This is a genomic window from Streptomyces sp. NPDC002886, assembly GCF_042888445.1.
Taxonomy (GTDB): domain Bacteria; phylum Actinomycetota; class Actinomycetes; order Streptomycetales; family Streptomycetaceae; genus Streptomyces.
On record NZ_JBIAPV010000002.1, the window covers coordinates 1209462 to 1224195 of the forward strand.

Here is a 14734-nt window from a genome sequence, read left to right on the forward strand (position 1 = left end):
TGGGCTGTGCCGGGTGGGCCGGGTGCGTGGCCTGGCTGGCGGGTGTGGTTCGTGTGGTGCCTGTGGTGGGGTTCATGGGCGCGGTATGCCCTGTTCGAGGTGCTTGGACGCCCCGCTGGGCGATGTTTCGGAGCAGCCCGTGGGCGCCCTCACGGCCGTCCTCCGCCACCCTCGGCCGTCCTGCACGTCCGGTGACGCTTCGCGTCGCGCGACCCGTCGTTCCGGTGGCGGACAGGTTCGGTCGCGCCGGCGGTATGGAACACGACCGGAGCGCCAGGGCTCCCCGGATCCGGCCGGTGGGCGTGCCGGTCGGGCGATCGATGGCCCTGACGATGTGCCTGGCAGGCAGTCGAACGATGAGCCTGACGGTAGAGCCGTCGCTAGAGCCGTCGCTAGAGCCCTCGGTAGAGCCCTCGGTAGAGCCCTCGCTGAGCCGTCGGTAGAAGTGCCGGTAGGGCCGCCGGTGGGGCTGGTGGCCGGCTGGGGGTCTGTCGGGCCATCCGCCTGGCGGCCGGTCGGGTCGTCGGCCAGAGCCAAGTGCCCGCGGGGGTGCTCCGTGAGGGCGGGGGTATCTCTCAGCGGTCGGCGGCCGGTTGGACGGGTTCCCGGCAGGCGGCGGGCCCGTCCCAGCTGCGGGCGACCGCCCCCAGGCCCGCCCGCTCCTCCACCGAGGCCAGGCCGGAAGCACGGAGCCGCCTCCTGCCGACCCGTCGCAGCCGGGGCTGTACACGAGCGATCAAGTAGCCGAGGAGCACGCGCCGGGCAGGACGCCCGCGCAGAAGAGTGCGCAAGTTCTGTCGTCGACCGATGGTCCGGTCCCTAATCGGGTTGTGCCAGCGCTTCGTCCCAGACGTTGCCGCCGTCCGCCCAGGTCCACAGCCACTGGCGCAGTGATGGCGCCGCATACCGCAGGCCGTCATGAGGGTCCTGACCCCAGTCCGGTTCCCAGCCGTCGGCATCCCAGAGCAGCACCGGGTGATCAACCGCTATCAGGGAGACGTACCACTCCATCGTGCAGCCGCCGCCCGTCAAGAAGAACCACGACGCCGACGCCCCCCGCCCCGCCCGCTCGGCGTGGATGGTTGTCGCGCAATGCCAGTCCGGCACGTGCCAACGCGGAACATGGCGCGGCGTCAGCGACGCAAGGCCACCCTCCGGCCCGAACCCCCCGTCGCCCACCTCCGTGTAGATGCGGCGGAGCAATCCAGGCAGGGGATACCCGAGGCTGCGTTCGGCAAGGTCCACTTCCGCGTTCGTCAGAGGCGGGAACGGCTGATCCGGGAGGCACCCACGAGAGGCGGGCACGCTCTCCGAGCCCCACGCGAGGGCGTGCAGCCTCTCCAGAAGCGCGTCGTCGTCCGCAGCGGTGCGGTGCGCGGCATCGGTCACGAGCCGGGACTGTAGGCGTAGGCGGGTTAGGCCGCTCGGTTCGGGTGGTCCGGGGACAGGAAGACGATGACGCCCGTCTCCGTGCCGGGGAGGGGGGCTACCTCGTGCCAGCCCAGGCGGCGGTACGTGGCCACCGTGTTCTTGGCCAGGCGGCTGGTCAGCAGCCAGGCGCGGCGGTCCGGGGCGTCGGTGGTGATCTCGGCGAGGAGGTCCCGGGCGGTGCCGCGGCCGCGTGCGTAGGGGCGTACCGCGAGTTCGTCTATCTCCAGCGCCCCGGTGAGGAGTTCCTTCACCCGGGCCGACCCGAGCTGCGCCGCGACCTGGGCGTACGCACGGTTCTTCGGGAAGGCCGCCGGGGTGAGCCAGCCCGTCGCGAAGCCGTCGATGCCCGTGGCGGACTGGATGAATGCGGTACGGAAACCACGGCGCCTGGCGTCGGCCGGGAGGCGGGCGGCGAACTGGCGAATGGTTTCTTCGTCTTCGTTCCACGGCGGGGCGGAGAAGACGTCGGCGTAGGCGTCGACCAGTTCGTCCGCGAGGTCGAGGACGGCCTGTCCGTAGCAGATCACGATGTCCTGGCTCCTGATGTGGGTGGGGTGGGGCGGGCGGGTGGGGCCGGGGTGGTTTGCCCCTTTGGGTGGGAGATTGAATTTATGCCCATCGGGTTCCATCAGCAGACATCGCGCGGATCCGGCGAGTGTGCGACAAATCCCCTCGGTGCGGTCCGTGTCGGGCGGCCGGGCGGCCGCGTTGAGCAGCACGTGGACAGACTCCTTCGGGCCGTCGGCGGGTGCGGGCTCGCGTTTCTGCTCGTGTTGGGCGTGGTGGCGGTGCTGCCGCGCGGTGTGCGGGACGCGGTGCCGGATCCGGTGATCGGCGGTGCCGTACTGGTGTTGGCCGCGGTGGGGGCCCGGCGGGTGGTCAAGCGGTCGAGTTAGCCTCGGGGGCGAATAGGTGTGCGCGTATGAACCGATGAACCGATGAGGTGAGGGAGTTGGACAGCATGGCACGGGTACCGAGCTCTGTAGTGGCGGCCGCCGGTCTGGTCGGGGGTTACGCCGTCGCGCGGTGGACCAAGAAGCGGCCGCTCGGCGGTGTCGTCCTCGGTGCCGCGGGCGTCGTGGCCGGGCGGGAGTGGCACAAGCGCGGCGGCGTTCCGGCCGCCGCCGGGCTCGGCGCGCTGTACCTCGCCGGCTTCGCCGGTGCGCACCCGCTGGCCAAGAAGGTCGGCGCCTGGCCGGCGGTCATCGGCGCCGCGGGTGTGGTCGCCGCCGCGTCGTGGGCGGTTGCCGACCGGGGCTGAACCCCGGCCGGGGCCCCTGTCCGAAGTCCCTCGGACGAAGCCCGGGCCGGCCGCGCCGGGGCCTGCCCCGTCCCCCGCCCGGGTCACATCCGGTCCCGTCCGGCCCGCCCGCCGCGGTACGCGGCCCCGTGCGGGCATCCCCTTCGAGCAAGGAGCTCCGGCATGCCCGATCGTGCGCTGAGCTTCGGAGCGCGGGCGGAAACGTACGAGCGGTTCCGGCCGGGGTATCCCCCGGAGTTGTTCGACCTCGTGCGGGAGTACGCCGGCGGTCCGGTCACGAGCGCCCTCGAAATCGGGGCCGGGACCGGGAAAGCGACCCGGCTGTTCGCCGGACAGGGGGTCGCGGTCACCGCGACCGACCCGGACGGTGCCATGCTCGCCGAGCTGCGCAAGCACGTGCGGGCCGCCGGCGTCAGGACCGTACGGGCCTCCCTCGAGGACCTGCGGCCGGGCCTCCGGCGGTACGGGTTGGTCTACGCGGTGGCGGCGCTGCACTGGACCGATCCGGAGGGCCGGTGGGCGCGGGTGGCCGCCCTGCTGGAGCCGGCGGGGGTGTTCGCCTCGGCAGGCGGGCAGGTGCGGCCGGCCGACCCCGCCGTGACCGAAGCCGTTCGTGCGGCACGGGCTCCGTTCCTGGAGAGCGACGAGGTCCCGTCTCCGGACGGAACACCACCCGGGGACGCCATGCAGTGGCCGGGGACCGAACTGCGGCGGGCCGGCTCCGCCTGGTTCGGCGGTGTGCGGCAGGTCGTGATCGACCGCCGGCTGGCGATGAGCGCCGACGAGTACACCGGCTACCTCTCCACCGTCTCGGCCTATGCCGCGCTCCCGGCTCACGAGCGGGAGCAGGTGTTCCACCGGATCGCGCGGGTCCTGCCCGCCCGCGTCGAGATCGTGGCCGACTTGGTCGTCCATCTCGCCCGGCGCCGCTGACCACGCCCCGGGGGCCCGTACGGCGCCGCCCGCCATGCCCGGCCGGCGCGTCGCCCGGCCGGGGCGGGGCCGTCTCGGTCGCCGGACCCCGTCGCCCCGGCCCCGTAGCCGCCGGGCACTGCCCCGCCGCCCCGCCACCGGCGCCCCGCCCCGCCGAGGCGCCCTACGCCCCGAAGGCCCGTGACACCGTGTAGATCAGGAGGCCCGCCAAGGCGCCGACCACCGTGCCGTTGATGCGGATGAACTGGAGGTCGCGGCCGATGTGGGCCTCGATCTTGCGCGAGGTGTGCTCGGCGTCCCAGCCCGCCACCGTGTCCGTGATCAAGGAGGTGATCTCCTTGCGGTACGTGGTGACCACGTACACCACCGCGCCCTCGATCCAGCCCTCCACTTTGTCTTGGAGCCGGCCGTCCGTGGCCAGCCTCGAGCCCAGGGACATCAGCGAGGAACGGACCCGCAGGCGCAGCGCGCTGCGTTCGTCCTCCGCCGCGGAGATGATCATCGAGCGGACCGCCGTCCAGGTGGAGGCGATCACGTCCTGGATCTCCTCCCGCTGCAGGATCTCCGACTTCAGGCGCTCCACCCGCGCCCGCGTCTCCGTGTCCGACTGGAGGTCCGCCGCGAAGTCCGCGAGGAAGCGGTCCACCGCCCCGCGCGCCGGGTGCTCCGGCATGTCCCGCATCTCCTGGACGAAGCGGAGCAGTTCCTTGTAGACGCGGTCGCCGATCTTGCGGTCCACGAACCTCGGGGTCCAGCCCGGCGCCCCGCCCTGCACCGCCGCCTCGACCGACTCGGCGTGGGTGACCAGCCAGTCGTACGCCCGCGCGCACACCAGGTCCACGACCCGGCGGTGGCCGCCGTCCGCGACGACCTTCTCCAGCGTCTTGCCGATGCCCGGCGCGATCTCCGCCGTCTCCGCCCGCCGCGTGATCGCCTCGCCCACGACGGCCTGCACATCGGAGTCCCGCAGGACGGTCAGCGCCCCGCGCAGGGCCGTGGCCAGCTCCGCCGTGACCCGGTCGGCGTGCGCGGGCTCGGCCAGCCAGGCACCGAGCCGGCCGCCGATGCCGAGGGCGTGCAGCCTCGTACGGACCACGTCGGCGGAGAGGAAGTTCTCCCCGACGAACTCCCCGAGCGAGACCCCGAGCTGGTCCTTCTTCGTCGGGATGATCGCGGTGTGCGGGATGGGCAGGCCGAGCGGCCGCCGGAAGAGAGCGGTGACGGCGAACCAGTCCGCGAGCGCGCCGACCATGCCCGCCTCGGCGCCGGCTGCCACGTACCCGGCCCAGCCGCCCGCGCCCGCGTGCTCCGCCCACTTCGCCGCCACGTAGATCAGCGCGACGAGGATCAGCAGGCCGGTGGCGGTCCGCTTCATCCGGCGGACGCCGCGGCGGCGCTCCTCGTCCGCCTCGCTGAACACGAACCCGCCGCGCGCCGCGGCCGGCCCAGCCGGTGACGTCGTCGACGACTCCGACGACTTCGACGAAGAAGTCGGTGAAGACGTCGGCGAAGGCTCGGCCTCCTCCGTAGTCGTCGTGCTGCCCTGCTCCACGTGCTCCTGCCTTCCCCCGGGCGACGGTTTCGTCCGCAAAGCGTCCGACTCCATAGCATCCGACTCCCGGGGCGCCCGGGGAGTTCCCGGCGCGCCGTACTCGTCCCCCGGCTGAGGGACCCCGCGGGCCCCTCCAGGCAGCCGCCGGCCGCCTACAGCTCCTTGCGCGGCTTCTGCTTCGAGACCGACCGCTGCTTCGGCGGCTTCACCTTCACCTCGACCCCGCCCCAGAAGGCGAGGCCCGTCACCACCACCCGCGGAGCCCCCGCCTCGACGGGGCCGGGGCTGTCGCGCTGCTCGAAGCTGCCCATCACGCCGATGCCGCGTACGTCGACCTCGATGCCCGGCGGCACGATGATCTCGATGCCGCCCATGATGGCGACGCAGTTGATCACCACCTCCCGCTCCGCGAAGTTCGCCTCGCGCAGGTCGATCTCACCGCCGCCCCAGAACGCCACCGTGTGGAACCGCGCGGGCACGGTCCAGTTGCCCTTGCGCTGGAAGCCCGACATGACCGCCACGGCCATCGCCGGGCCGCCCGCCGCTCCTCCCCCGCCCACGATCCGGTCCGGCCAGGCGGCCACCGAACCCGCCGGCACCCCCTTCGTCAGCCCGACCGGACCCACCGGGGCGGCCGCGATCGGGGCCGTCGCGCCGGGCGCGGGCAGATCCCGGGTCAGCGGTTCGAGCTCCGCGTACGTGCGGGACCGGTACGCCGTGTCCAGCCGCTCCTCGAACTCGTCCATATCGAGCCGGCCCTCGGCGACGGCCTCCCGCAACCGGTCCACCACCCGCTCCCGGTCGGCGTCCGAGGCCCTCAGCTCGGGCAGCGGCGACTTCTCGGGCAACGGCGGCAACGGCGTCTCAGGTCGCTCATCACTCATACGGCCCAGCCTATGCAGTCACCCCCCGGAGCGGTACGGGCCGAACCCCGCTCCGGCTCAGGGTTGTCCCTGATTTAACCCCTGACCCGACCCGCCCACCTCCTACCCCCTACCCCTCTCCCCCCCTACCCCCGCCCCGCATACATCCGCGCGATCACGTCCTCGATGTCCGGCTCCCGCACCGACAGGTCCAGCAGCGGGTACTCCGCCGCCACCGCCGCCACCAGTGGAGCCGCCGAAGCCTTCGCCGGGAAGGCCAGCCACTGCCGCGCGCCCTCCACCTTCACCACGCGCGCCCCCGCCACCTCGATCGGCGGGAGCTCCCGCTCCAGGTCCACCACCAGCGTCCGCTCGCTCACCGCCGCACCGTCCGCGCCGTCCGCCGTGTGCAGTCCGCCCAGCGAGCCGTCGTACACCAGCCGCCCGTGGTCGATCACCATCACCCGTTCGCAGAGCTGCTCGATGTCCTGGAGGTCGTGGGTGGTCAGCAGCACCGTGGTGCCGAGCTCCTCGTTCAGCTGCCGCAGGAAGCCCCGTACGCTCGCCTTGCTCACCACGTCCAGCCCGATCGTCGGCTCGTCCAGGTACAGCACGTCGGGGTCGTGCAGCAGCGCCGCCGCGATGTCCCCGCGCATCCGCTGCCCCAGCGACAGCTGCCGTACGGGTACGTCGAGCAGCTCGGCGAGGTCGAGCCGGTCCACGCAGCGCTCCATGTTCTGCGCGAACCGCGCCGCCGGGATCCGGTACATCCGCCGCATCAGCGCGTACGAGTCCTTCAGCGGAAGGTCCCACCACAGCGTCGTGCGCTGCCCGAACACCACGCCGATCCGGTGCGCGAGGCGCATCCGCTCCCGGGCCGGGTCGATGCCGGCGACCCGCAGCCGGCCGCCGCTGGGGGTGAGGATGCCGGTCAGCATCTTGATGGTGGTGGACTTGCCGGCGCCGTTGGGCCCGATGTAGCCGACCATCTCGCCCCGGGCCACCTCGAAACTGATCCCGTCCACGGCCCTGACCTGCCGTTTCTCCCGGCGCACCAGGCCCACCCGGCGCCGTACGTCGAAGACCTTCTCGACCTCGTGCAGTGAAATCAGCGCTTCCGGATCCGACATGGCTAGCTCCCCGTGCTGCGGTACGAACGAACGCCCGCGCGCCAGGCCAGCGACGCGGGGAGGAACACCACGAAGGCCACCAGCGGGCTCGCGAACGCCACCCACCCCGGCAGCCCCAGCGGATCGGGCCGGCCCAGCACGTACAGCGCGGGCAGCCAGTTGACGAAGGCGAGCGGCACGATGAAGGTGACCCCGCGCAGCAGGTCCTTCGCGAAGACGGTCGGCGGGTACTGGAGCATGGTGCAGCCGCCGTAGGTGAAGCTGTTCTGCACCTCCGCGGCGTCCCCGGCGACGAACTGGAAGGCCGCGCCGGCCACCATCACCGCGCCGAAGATGGCCGCCCCGGCAATGATCATCACCGGCACCATCAGTGCCTTCCCGGCGGTCCAGTGCACCTGGTCCAGCTCCGAGACCGCCCACCCCAGCACCGCGAGCCCCTGCCCGATCCGCCCGAGCCGGCGCAGCGCGAAGCGGTCGGCCGCCACCTGCGCGAGCACCGGGACCGGGCGCACCAGCATGGTGTCGAGGGAGCCGTCGCGGATCCGGGTGCCGATCCGGTCGGTGTTGCCGAGCAGCAGGTCGGCCAGGCCCAGGGAGGCCGAGCAGGACCCGTACAGCAGGGCGATCTCGGGCAGCGTGAAGCCGCCCAGCTCGTCCACGTGCGAGAACATGATCATGATCGCGACGAAGTCGAGGAGCGTGACGGCCGCGTTGCCGAAGGCGGAGAGCAAGAAGGAGGTGCGGTACGTCATCGTCGACCGGATCCACATCGCGGCGATCAGCCCGTAGCCGCGCAGCCCTTCCAGGACCCGGCTCCGCCGCGGGACGACAAGCTCCGCCGCTGCCCTCGCAACGCTCACCCCGGCCCCGCCCTCCGCCACCCGCTCAACCACCCTGGACCACCACCTTCCGCGTCGCCGCCGACTGCACCAGCCGCCCCAGCCCGAGCAGCACCACCGCCCACGCGGCCTGGAAGCCCAGCGCCCCCGCCGTACGCGCGGCCCCCGCGCCCCCGCCGAGCAGGACGTCCACCGGGACCTGGAGCATCGCGGCCCAGGGCAGGACGCGGACGAACTCCCCGAAGCCGCCCGGGAACACGGTCAGCGGCAGCAGCATCCCGGAGCAGAAGATGGAGACGACGGTGGCCATCATGTTGATCCCGGCCCCGTCCATCAGCCAGAACGCCGCCAGCCCCAGCAGGTAGCGCAGCGCGAAGCTGACGACGAGCCCGAGGAGCACGGACACCAGGAAGAGCAGCCAGCGCAGCGGAGCGGTGGGCAGCGCCAGCTGGAAGGCGAGCCCCCCGATCACCAGCGGCACTACGCCGCGGCCCAGGAGTTGAAACCCCGCCCGGCCCAGATCACCCGCGAGCCACCACGCCTGGAGATCGGCCGGACGGTACAGGTCGACGGCGATGTCACCCCTACGGACGCGTTCCTGGAACTCCTCCTGGAAGCCGCCGCCGATCAGCGCCCCCGCGGAGAGCAGCGCCTGACTGACCCACATGAACGTCAGGGCTTCGGACTGGTCGTAGCCGCCGAGCCCGGGCCGCTCGTCCCAGAGCGCGATGTACGTGTAGGCGAGGATGAAACCGAACACGGTGTTGGTGAACACCCCGGCCGCGGTGGCCGTCCCGTAGGTGGCGTACCTGCGAAAGCCCCCGGCCGCGACCGCCCCGTAGAGCCCGGCTCGTCCCACTACCGGCTGGCGCACCTCGTCCCCTCCGTTTCCCAGGTCCTAGCTGCGTCGTTCCTACGTCGGCCAAAGCGCGCGAGCTTAGTGCGGAGGGGCGATCCACGCGAACGAATTACGCCCGTCCGGAGCGGAACCGGCGGCCATCGGGTAGACAGCATGAGGTACAGATGTGGATATTTCGTACGGCGCCGAGGAGTCCCGGAGATGAGCGACCCGTCACCACCGCCCGGCTGGACGCCTCGCGACCCCGACACCCCCGACGGACAGCCGGCTCCGGGCACCGGCGCGCCCCGGCCATCCGGAGCGCCACCCACGGCCAAGGAAGCGAAGAGGGCCCGGAAGGAGCAGGCCAAGGCCGCCAAGAAGGCCAAACGCAAGCGCACCGGCTGGCGCCGGCTCCTCCCGACCTGGCGCATGGTCCTGGGCACGTTCCTGCTGCTCGCCCTGCTCGTCTGCGGCGCCCTCGTGGCCGGCTACCTGCTCGTCCACATCCCGCCCGCCAACGCGGCCGCCACGGCGCAGTCCAACGTCTACCTCTACACCGACGGCACCCAGCTCGCCCGCGACGGCGAGGTCAACCGCGTCAACGTGCCGCTCTCCCAGATCCCCCTGACCGTCCAGGAAGCCGTACTGGCCGCCGAGGACCGCGACTTCCACTCCGAACGGGCCGTGGACCCCGCGGCGATGCTGCGCGCCGCCTGGAACACCGCGACCGGCAAGGGCACCCAGTCCGGGTCGACCATCACCCAGCAGTACGTCAAGAACTACTACCTGGGCCAGGAACAGACGATCAAGCGGAAGGTGAAGGAGTTCTTCATCGCGATCAAGCTCGGTCGTGAGAAGTCGAAGAACTACATCCTCGAGGGGTACCTGAACACCAGCTACTTCGGCCGCAACGCCTACGGCATCCAGGCCGCCTCCCAGGCCTACTACGGCAAGGACGTCGGCAAGCTCACCACCGCCGAGGGCGCCTACCTCGCCACCCTCCTCAACTCCCCCAGCGCCTTCGACGTCGTCGCCCACCCCCAGGGCCGCGGCCGCGCCACCGCCCGCTGGAACTACGTGCTCGACGGCATGGTCAAGAAGGGCTGGATGACGCCCGCCGAACGCGCGACCACCCAGTTCCCCGAGCCCGGCAAGGTCCGCCCGGCCGCCGGCCTCTCCGGACAGCGCGGCTACCTCGTCGAGGCCATCAAGGACTACATCGTCGAGAACAAGATCCTCGACGACAAGACCCTCGCCGAGGGCGGCTACCGCATCAACACGACCATCGACAAGACCCGTCAGACCGCCATGGTCGACGCCGTCAACGACAAGATGGTCAGCAAGCTCGACCCCGCCAAGCGCAAGGCGGACCGCGTCGTACGCACCGGTGCCGTCTCCATCGACCCGGCCACCGGCAAGGTCGTCGCCCTGTACGGCGGCATCGACTACACCAAGCAGTTCGTCAACAACGCCACCCGGCACGACTACCAAGTGGCCTCCACCTTCAAGCCGTTCGTCTTCGCCTCCGCCGTGCAGAACGACTCCCGCACCCAGGACGGCCGCACGATCACCCCGTACACGATCTACAACGGCGACAACAAGCGGCGCGTCGTCGGCACCCGCATCCCCTACGCGCCGGAGAACGAGGGGCAGGTCAGCTACGGCAACATCACCGTCAACGCCGCCACCGACCTCTCCGTCAACGCCGTCTTCGCCCAGATGGTCGTCGACGTCGGCACCGACAAGGTCAAGCAGACCGCCATCGCCCTCGGCATCCCCGAGAACACCCCGAACTTCGACGCGGGACCGGCCATGGCACTGGGCACCATGCAGGCCAGCGTCCTGGACATGACCCAGGCCTACGCGACCCTCGCCGCCCACGGCCGCCACACCCCGCACACCTTCGTCGAGAAGATCACCAAGGCCGGGGACACCGTCCCGCTCCCGCCCCGCGACCCGGCCCAGGCCGTCAGCCGCGAAGCCGCCGACACCACCACGTCCATGCTGGTCAGCGTCGTGGACAACGGCACCGGTACGGCCGCCCTGGCCGCCGGCCACCCGGCCGCCGGCAAGACGGGGACCGGCGAACTCGACCGCTCGGCCTGGTTCGCCGCGTACACCCCGAACCTGGTCACGGTCGTCTCGATGATGGGCCAGGACCCGGACACCGGCTCCCTGGAATCCCTCTACGGGGCCCTGGGCGAGGCCCGCATCGGAGGCGGCGGCTACCCGGCCCGGATCTGGGCCCAGTACACGAAGACGGCCCTGGCGGACAGCGACCCCGTGGACTTCGACCTGGAGCTCATGCCCGGCGCCAACCGGCCCCCGCCGCCCCCGCCCGTGGAGCCGAACCCGAGCCAGTCCGAGGAGGAGACCCCGGGCGACCGCCCCTCGGGCCGGCCGGGCCGCCCGACGCGGAGCCCTTCGACGGGCGGGCAGACGGACGGAGGCCGCACGACGGGCGGCCAGAACACCGGAGGCCGGACGGACGGGGGCCAGACCACGGGCGGCGAAACCACCGGAGGTCAGACCACCGGCGGCGAAACCACCGGAGGTCAGACCACGGGCGGCCAGACCGACGGCGGCACCACGAACGGCACCACGAACGGCACGACAACGGGCACCCAAGGCGGCGCCACCGAGGGCCTACGCCCACCGGCGGACCTACTGGAGTGACCCGGCCGACCCGGTCGACCCGGTCGCGGCGGTCGCAGCGGTCGACCGGGTCCTCACTCAGTGACCGGAGGTCGCCTTCAGCCCCACCACGGCGACCAGCAGCAGACAGATGAAGAAGATCCGGGCGGCGGTGACGGGCTCCCCCAGCACCGCCATACCGAGCACCGCCGCACCGGCGGCGCCGATACCGACCCAGACGCCGTACGCCGTACCGATCGGCAGGGTCTTCGCGGCGTACGACAGCAGCACCATGCTCGCCACGATGCCCGCGCCCGTGAACACGCTCGGCCACAGCCGCGTGAAGCCTTCGGTGAACTTCATGCCGATCGACCAGCCGACTTCGAGCAGACCGGCGAGAAGAAGCAGAACCCAGGCCATGACAGGCACCTCCGGGACGAGAGCGGAACGGGGTGCGTCGTCTTGTCATGCAGCCATCGGCAACAGCGCGACAGCCACCCGGTACGGCGCGTCTCGTCGGGGGTTCTCTCCTACCGTAGCAAAGCACAACGAAAAGGGCCGGTGACGATGGTCACCGGCCCTTCCCACACGCACACGCACACTCACACGCACGATCTAGAGATAAAGCCCCGTGGAGTCCTCCGACCCCTCCAGCCGCTCGGCGGCCACGGCGTGCAGGTCCCGCTCCCGCATCAGCAGGTACGTCGCCCCGCGGACCTCCACCTCGGCCCGCTCCTCGGGGTCGTACAGCACCCGGTCCCCGGGCTCGACGGTCCGTACGTTCTGCCCGACCGCGACCACCTCGGCCCAGGCCAGGCGCTTGCCGACGGCGGCCGTCGCCGGGATCAGGATGCCGCCGCCCGAGCGGCGCTCACCCTCCGGCGAATCGGATTTCACGAGCACGCGGTCGTGCAGCATGCGGATGGGCAGCTTGTCGTGGGTGGTGGTGTTCTCGCTCACGCACCGAACCTACCCGGCCACACCCGCCCCGCACCCCGCCGGGGCCTCAGCGCTTGCGTCGCGCCGAGATCACCAGCAGCCCCACGACACCGATCGCGAGCAGCGCGACCGGCACGATCCGCTCGACGCGCGGGGCGCCGTCCTCGTGACGCAGCCCGTCGCCGGCATCGGTCACCAGACGGTTCACCGTCGCCACGGCGCGACCGACGACGTGGTCGATGTTCCCGACCACCTTCGCCTTGGCGTCCCCGACGATCGTCTTGGGGTGCATGCGCACCCCGATCTCGTCGAGCGCCTCGGCGAGCTGCTCGCGGCGGCGGACGATGTCCGCCTCGATCTGTGCGGGGGTCCTGGCTTCCGGCACCGCGCTGCCTCCGTCGTCGTGGTCGGTCCCATGGCGGGCGTAGCCCGCCATGAACAGTCAGTCAGCAGCTTAGTCTCGACTTCGTACCGATCCCCTCTTGAGGAGACTGTTGAGCATGAGCGAGCGACTTGAGCCGGGCGACATCGCCCCCGCCTTCACCCTGCCCGACGCGGACGGCAACGAGATCTCGCTCGCCGACCACAAGGGCCGCAAGGTCATCGTCTACTTCTACCCGGCCGCGCTGACGCCTGGCTGCACGAAGCAGGCCTGCGACTTCACGGACAACCTGGCGGTGCTGGCCACGGCCGGCTACGACGTCATCGGCGTCTCGCCCGACAAGCCGGAGAAGCTGGCGAAGTTCCGCGAGCAGGAACACCTGAAGGTCACCCTGGTCGGCGACCCCTCGAAGGAGGTCCTGACGGCGTACGGGGCGTTCGGCGAGAAGAAGCTGTACGGCAAGACCGTCACCGGGGTCATCCGCTCCACGGTGATCGTCGACGAGGAGGGCAAGGTCGAACGCGCCCTCTACAACGTCAAGGCCACGGGCCACGTAGCCAAGATCATCAAGGACCTGGGCATCTGACCCGCCCGTCTCCTTACGCAGCGGCCCGCACCCACCCGGTGCGGGCCGTTCTGCATGCCGGACGAAACCGCCCGTAACTGTCCGACTATCGGTCCGTTACTCCGTACGAGGGCCGCACGCGCGGCCGATCCGGAGGAACCCATGACCGACCCGTACGACCGAGACACACTGGCAGCCGCCGTCGCCGCCTCGAAGGGCTGGGCAGACCTCATGCGACGACTCCACCTCAAGGAGAGCGGCGGACGACGCCGCACACTGCAGGAGAGGGTCGCCTCTTTCGGGATCGACAGCAGCCACTTCGCGAAGCGCAGTCCGTGGCGCAAGTACCCGGACGAGGCGATAGCGGCGGCCGCCGCGTCATCCAGCACACTGCGCGAGGTGGCCCTCAAGCTCGGCATACGCCCTGCCACCGGCGCCCTGTCGCACATCGTCCGACGCATGACGGCAGCGGGCATCGACACGAGCCACTTCACCGGCATGCGGCGTGAGGTGATCGAACTGCCATTCACCTCCACAGAGCTCGCCGAAGCGGCAGCCTGCGCTGACAGCATCCGCGGTACGGCTCGCGCGCTGGGCATGGCCGACGACAGTCGGTCCCGATCCGTTCTCGGGAGAATGCTCCGGACCTACGGCATCGACACCACACACTTCCGCAATGCCCGGCTGACCATCCCCGAGGAAGTCCTGCGCTCCGCCGCGCCGAAGGCGAACAGCTACGCGGACCTCATGCGCGCCCTCGGTCTCAAAGTCGACGACGTCAATCACCGCAGGGTACGCCGACGCGTCGCCCAACTCGGGCTCGACGTGGATCACTTCAAGCGGCGCCCCTGGGCTTCCGGCATAGCTGTGACGCCGAGAGCCGTCGCACCCGACACCCTCGGCGTCCTCCCAGAGGAGTCCACCCGGCTCAAGCGGCCCCGCCTCCACCGCGCACTCCAGGAGGTCGGAGTTCCCTGCACCTGCGCGAACTGCGGGAACCCCGGCGAATGGCTAGGGCGGCCGATCACGCTCCACATCGACCACATCAACGGGGACTGGCGCGACAACCGGCGCGAAAACCTCCGCTACCTGTGCCCCAACTGCCATGCGCTGACCGACACCTGGTGCCGCGGAGGCCGCGGCCGCAACGGTGTCGCCCGCCGGAGCCAGGCAGTCGTACACTAGCCGCAGCCGGCCAAGCCTGATGTCCGAATTGACCGGTTAGTCGCGGTCGTGGTGGAATTGGCCTACACGCAACTTTTAGGTAGTTGTGGGAGAAATCCCTTGAGGGTTCGAGTCCCTCCGACCGCACGTACACGAAGGCCCCCACGCAGCCGCGTAGGGGGCCTTCGGCATGGTCCGGG

The 14734-nt window shown here is 71.3% G+C and carries 16 protein-coding genes and 1 tRNA gene; 7 read left to right on the top strand and 10 right to left on the bottom strand.

Going from position 1 to position 14734, the window contains the following annotated elements; all coding sequences use genetic code 11:
• Nucleotides 1-819: 819 nt before the first annotated feature.
• Together ACFYYB_RS11680 and ACFYYB_RS11685 are read right to left on the bottom strand one after the other, a co-directional pair.
• Entirely contained in the window at nucleotides 820-1389 is a 570-nt protein-coding gene (locus ACFYYB_RS11680) for a hypothetical protein (protein ID WP_389434788.1), read from the bottom strand.
• A 26-nt stretch (nucleotides 1390-1415) separates the two neighbouring features.
• On the bottom strand, nucleotides 1416-1958 hold the full coding sequence (locus tag ACFYYB_RS11685; RefSeq protein WP_327306537.1) for a GNAT family N-acetyltransferase: 543 nt from the start codon (nucleotides 1956-1958) through the stop codon (nucleotides 1416-1418).
• Nucleotides 1959-2150: 192 nt separating this feature from the next.
• Between ACFYYB_RS11685 and ACFYYB_RS11690 the strand changes: the two genes are divergently transcribed.
• The 3 genes from ACFYYB_RS11690 to ACFYYB_RS11700 all read left to right on the top strand — a co-directional run bounded on the left by ACFYYB_RS11690 (nucleotide 2151) and on the right by ACFYYB_RS11700 (nucleotide 3625).
• On the top strand, nucleotides 2151-2327 hold the full coding sequence (locus tag ACFYYB_RS11690) for a hypothetical protein (protein ID WP_389434790.1): 177 nt from the start codon (nucleotides 2151-2153) through the stop codon (nucleotides 2325-2327).
• A gap of 65 nt (nucleotides 2328-2392) precedes the next feature.
• Nucleotides 2393-2692: a hypothetical protein gene (locus tag ACFYYB_RS11695; protein ID WP_243337221.1), complete on the top strand. Its 300-nt coding sequence runs from the start codon at nucleotides 2393-2395 to the stop codon at nucleotides 2690-2692.
• Nucleotides 2693-2854: 162 nt separating this feature from the next.
• On the top strand, nucleotides 2855-3625 hold the full coding sequence (locus ACFYYB_RS11700; RefSeq protein WP_389434792.1) for a class I SAM-dependent methyltransferase: 771 nt from the start codon (nucleotides 2855-2857) through the stop codon (nucleotides 3623-3625).
• A gap of 163 nt (nucleotides 3626-3788) precedes the next feature.
• On the opposite strand, the gene ACFYYB_RS11705 is transcribed toward ACFYYB_RS11700, so the two are convergent.
• The 5 genes from ACFYYB_RS11705 to ACFYYB_RS11725 form a co-directional block, all read right to left on the bottom strand.
• Entirely contained in the window at nucleotides 3789-5231 is a 1443-nt protein-coding gene (locus tag ACFYYB_RS11705) for a DUF445 domain-containing protein (RefSeq protein ID WP_389434793.1), read from the bottom strand.
• A 98-nt stretch (nucleotides 5232-5329) separates the two neighbouring features.
• The gene (locus tag ACFYYB_RS11710; protein ID WP_389434794.1) at nucleotides 5330-6061 is read right to left on the bottom strand and encodes a DUF1707 domain-containing protein; all 732 of its coding nucleotides are present in this window, start codon (nucleotides 6059-6061) and stop codon (nucleotides 5330-5332) included.
• 125 nt (nucleotides 6062-6186) lie between these two features.
• Nucleotides 6187-7170 carry an ATP-binding cassette domain-containing protein gene (locus ACFYYB_RS11715; RefSeq protein ID WP_389434796.1) on the bottom strand — a complete coding sequence of 328 codons (984 nt, stop codon included), beginning with the start codon at nucleotides 7168-7170 and terminating at the stop codon, nucleotides 6187-6189.
• A gap of 2 nt (nucleotides 7171-7172) precedes the next feature.
• Nucleotides 7173-8030, bottom strand: a complete 858-nt coding sequence (locus ACFYYB_RS11720; RefSeq protein WP_389434798.1) for an ABC transporter permease — start codon at nucleotides 8028-8030, stop codon at nucleotides 7173-7175.
• A 25-nt stretch (nucleotides 8031-8055) separates the two neighbouring features.
• Nucleotides 8056-8883, bottom strand: coding sequence for an ABC transporter permease (locus tag ACFYYB_RS11725; RefSeq protein ID WP_389434799.1), 828 nt, complete (start codon nucleotides 8881-8883; stop codon nucleotides 8056-8058).
• A gap of 186 nt (nucleotides 8884-9069) precedes the next feature.
• On the opposite strand from ACFYYB_RS11725, the gene ACFYYB_RS11730 reads away from it, so the two are divergent.
• On the top strand, nucleotides 9070-11526 hold the full coding sequence (locus ACFYYB_RS11730; protein WP_389434801.1) for a transglycosylase domain-containing protein: 2457 nt from the start codon (nucleotides 9070-9072) through the stop codon (nucleotides 11524-11526).
• 57 nt (nucleotides 11527-11583) lie between these two features.
• Here the strand turns inward: ACFYYB_RS11730 and ACFYYB_RS11735 are convergent, their stop codons facing one another.
• From ACFYYB_RS11735 to ACFYYB_RS11745, 3 genes are all read right to left on the bottom strand, one after another.
• Nucleotides 11584-11904 carry a multidrug efflux SMR transporter gene (locus ACFYYB_RS11735; protein ID WP_030026576.1) on the bottom strand — a complete coding sequence of 107 codons (321 nt, stop codon included), beginning with the start codon at nucleotides 11902-11904 and terminating at the stop codon, nucleotides 11584-11586.
• 195 nt (nucleotides 11905-12099) lie between these two features.
• Complete coding sequence (locus ACFYYB_RS11740) at nucleotides 12100-12444, bottom strand: co-chaperone GroES (protein WP_243337241.1); 345 nt, start codon at nucleotides 12442-12444, stop codon at nucleotides 12100-12102.
• Nucleotides 12445-12490: 46 nt separating this feature from the next.
• Nucleotides 12491-12859 carry a DUF3618 domain-containing protein gene (locus tag ACFYYB_RS11745; protein ID WP_389434803.1) on the bottom strand — a complete coding sequence of 123 codons (369 nt, stop codon included), beginning with the start codon at nucleotides 12857-12859 and terminating at the stop codon, nucleotides 12491-12493.
• 64 nt (nucleotides 12860-12923) lie between these two features.
• On the opposite strand from ACFYYB_RS11745, the gene bcp reads away from it, so the two are divergent.
• The 3 genes from bcp to ACFYYB_RS11760 all read left to right on the top strand — a co-directional run bounded on the left by bcp (nucleotide 12924) and on the right by ACFYYB_RS11760 (nucleotide 14681).
• Nucleotides 12924-13391, top strand: coding sequence for a thioredoxin-dependent thiol peroxidase (gene bcp, locus ACFYYB_RS11750; protein WP_250741149.1), 468 nt, complete (start codon nucleotides 12924-12926; stop codon nucleotides 13389-13391).
• Nucleotides 13392-13532: 141 nt separating this feature from the next.
• Nucleotides 13533-14555, top strand: coding sequence for an HNH endonuclease (locus tag ACFYYB_RS11755; RefSeq protein ID WP_389434804.1), 1023 nt, complete (start codon nucleotides 13533-13535; stop codon nucleotides 14553-14555).
• Between the two features lie 42 nt (nucleotides 14556-14597).
• Nucleotides 14598-14681 (top strand) — tRNA-Leu (locus ACFYYB_RS11760).
• Nucleotides 14682-14734 lie beyond the last annotated feature (53 nt).

Excerpts from the sequence above, each read along its gene's own strand:
- ACFYYB_RS11695 (WP_243337221.1), top strand. The coding sequence starts at position 2,393 with ATGGCACGGGTACCGAGCTCTGTAGTGGCGGCCGCCGGTCTGGTCGGG.
- ACFYYB_RS11700 (WP_389434792.1), top strand. The coding sequence starts at position 2,855 with ATGCCCGATCGTGCGCTGAGCTTCGGAGCGCGGGCGGAAACGTACGAG.
- ACFYYB_RS11705 (WP_389434793.1), bottom strand. The coding sequence starts at position 5,231 with ATGGAGTCGGACGCTTTGCGGACGAAACCGTCGCCCGGGGGAAGGCAG.
- ACFYYB_RS11710 (WP_389434794.1), bottom strand. The coding sequence starts at position 6,061 with ATGAGTGATGAGCGACCTGAGACGCCGTTGCCGCCGTTGCCCGAGAAG.
- ACFYYB_RS11715 (WP_389434796.1), bottom strand. The coding sequence starts at position 7,170 with ATGTCGGATCCGGAAGCGCTGATTTCACTGCACGAGGTCGAGAAGGTC.
- ACFYYB_RS11730 (WP_389434801.1), top strand. The coding sequence starts at position 9,070 with ATGAGCGACCCGTCACCACCGCCCGGCTGGACGCCTCGCGACCCCGAC.
- ACFYYB_RS11735 (WP_030026576.1), bottom strand. The coding sequence starts at position 11,904 with ATGGCCTGGGTTCTGCTTCTTCTCGCCGGTCTGCTCGAAGTCGGCTGG.
- ACFYYB_RS11745 (WP_389434803.1), bottom strand. The coding sequence starts at position 12,859 with ATGGCGGGCTACGCCCGCCATGGGACCGACCACGACGACGGAGGCAGC.
- bcp (WP_250741149.1), top strand. The coding sequence starts at position 12,924 with ATGAGCGAGCGACTTGAGCCGGGCGACATCGCCCCCGCCTTCACCCTG.
- ACFYYB_RS11755 (WP_389434804.1), top strand. The coding sequence starts at position 13,533 with ATGACCGACCCGTACGACCGAGACACACTGGCAGCCGCCGTCGCCGCC.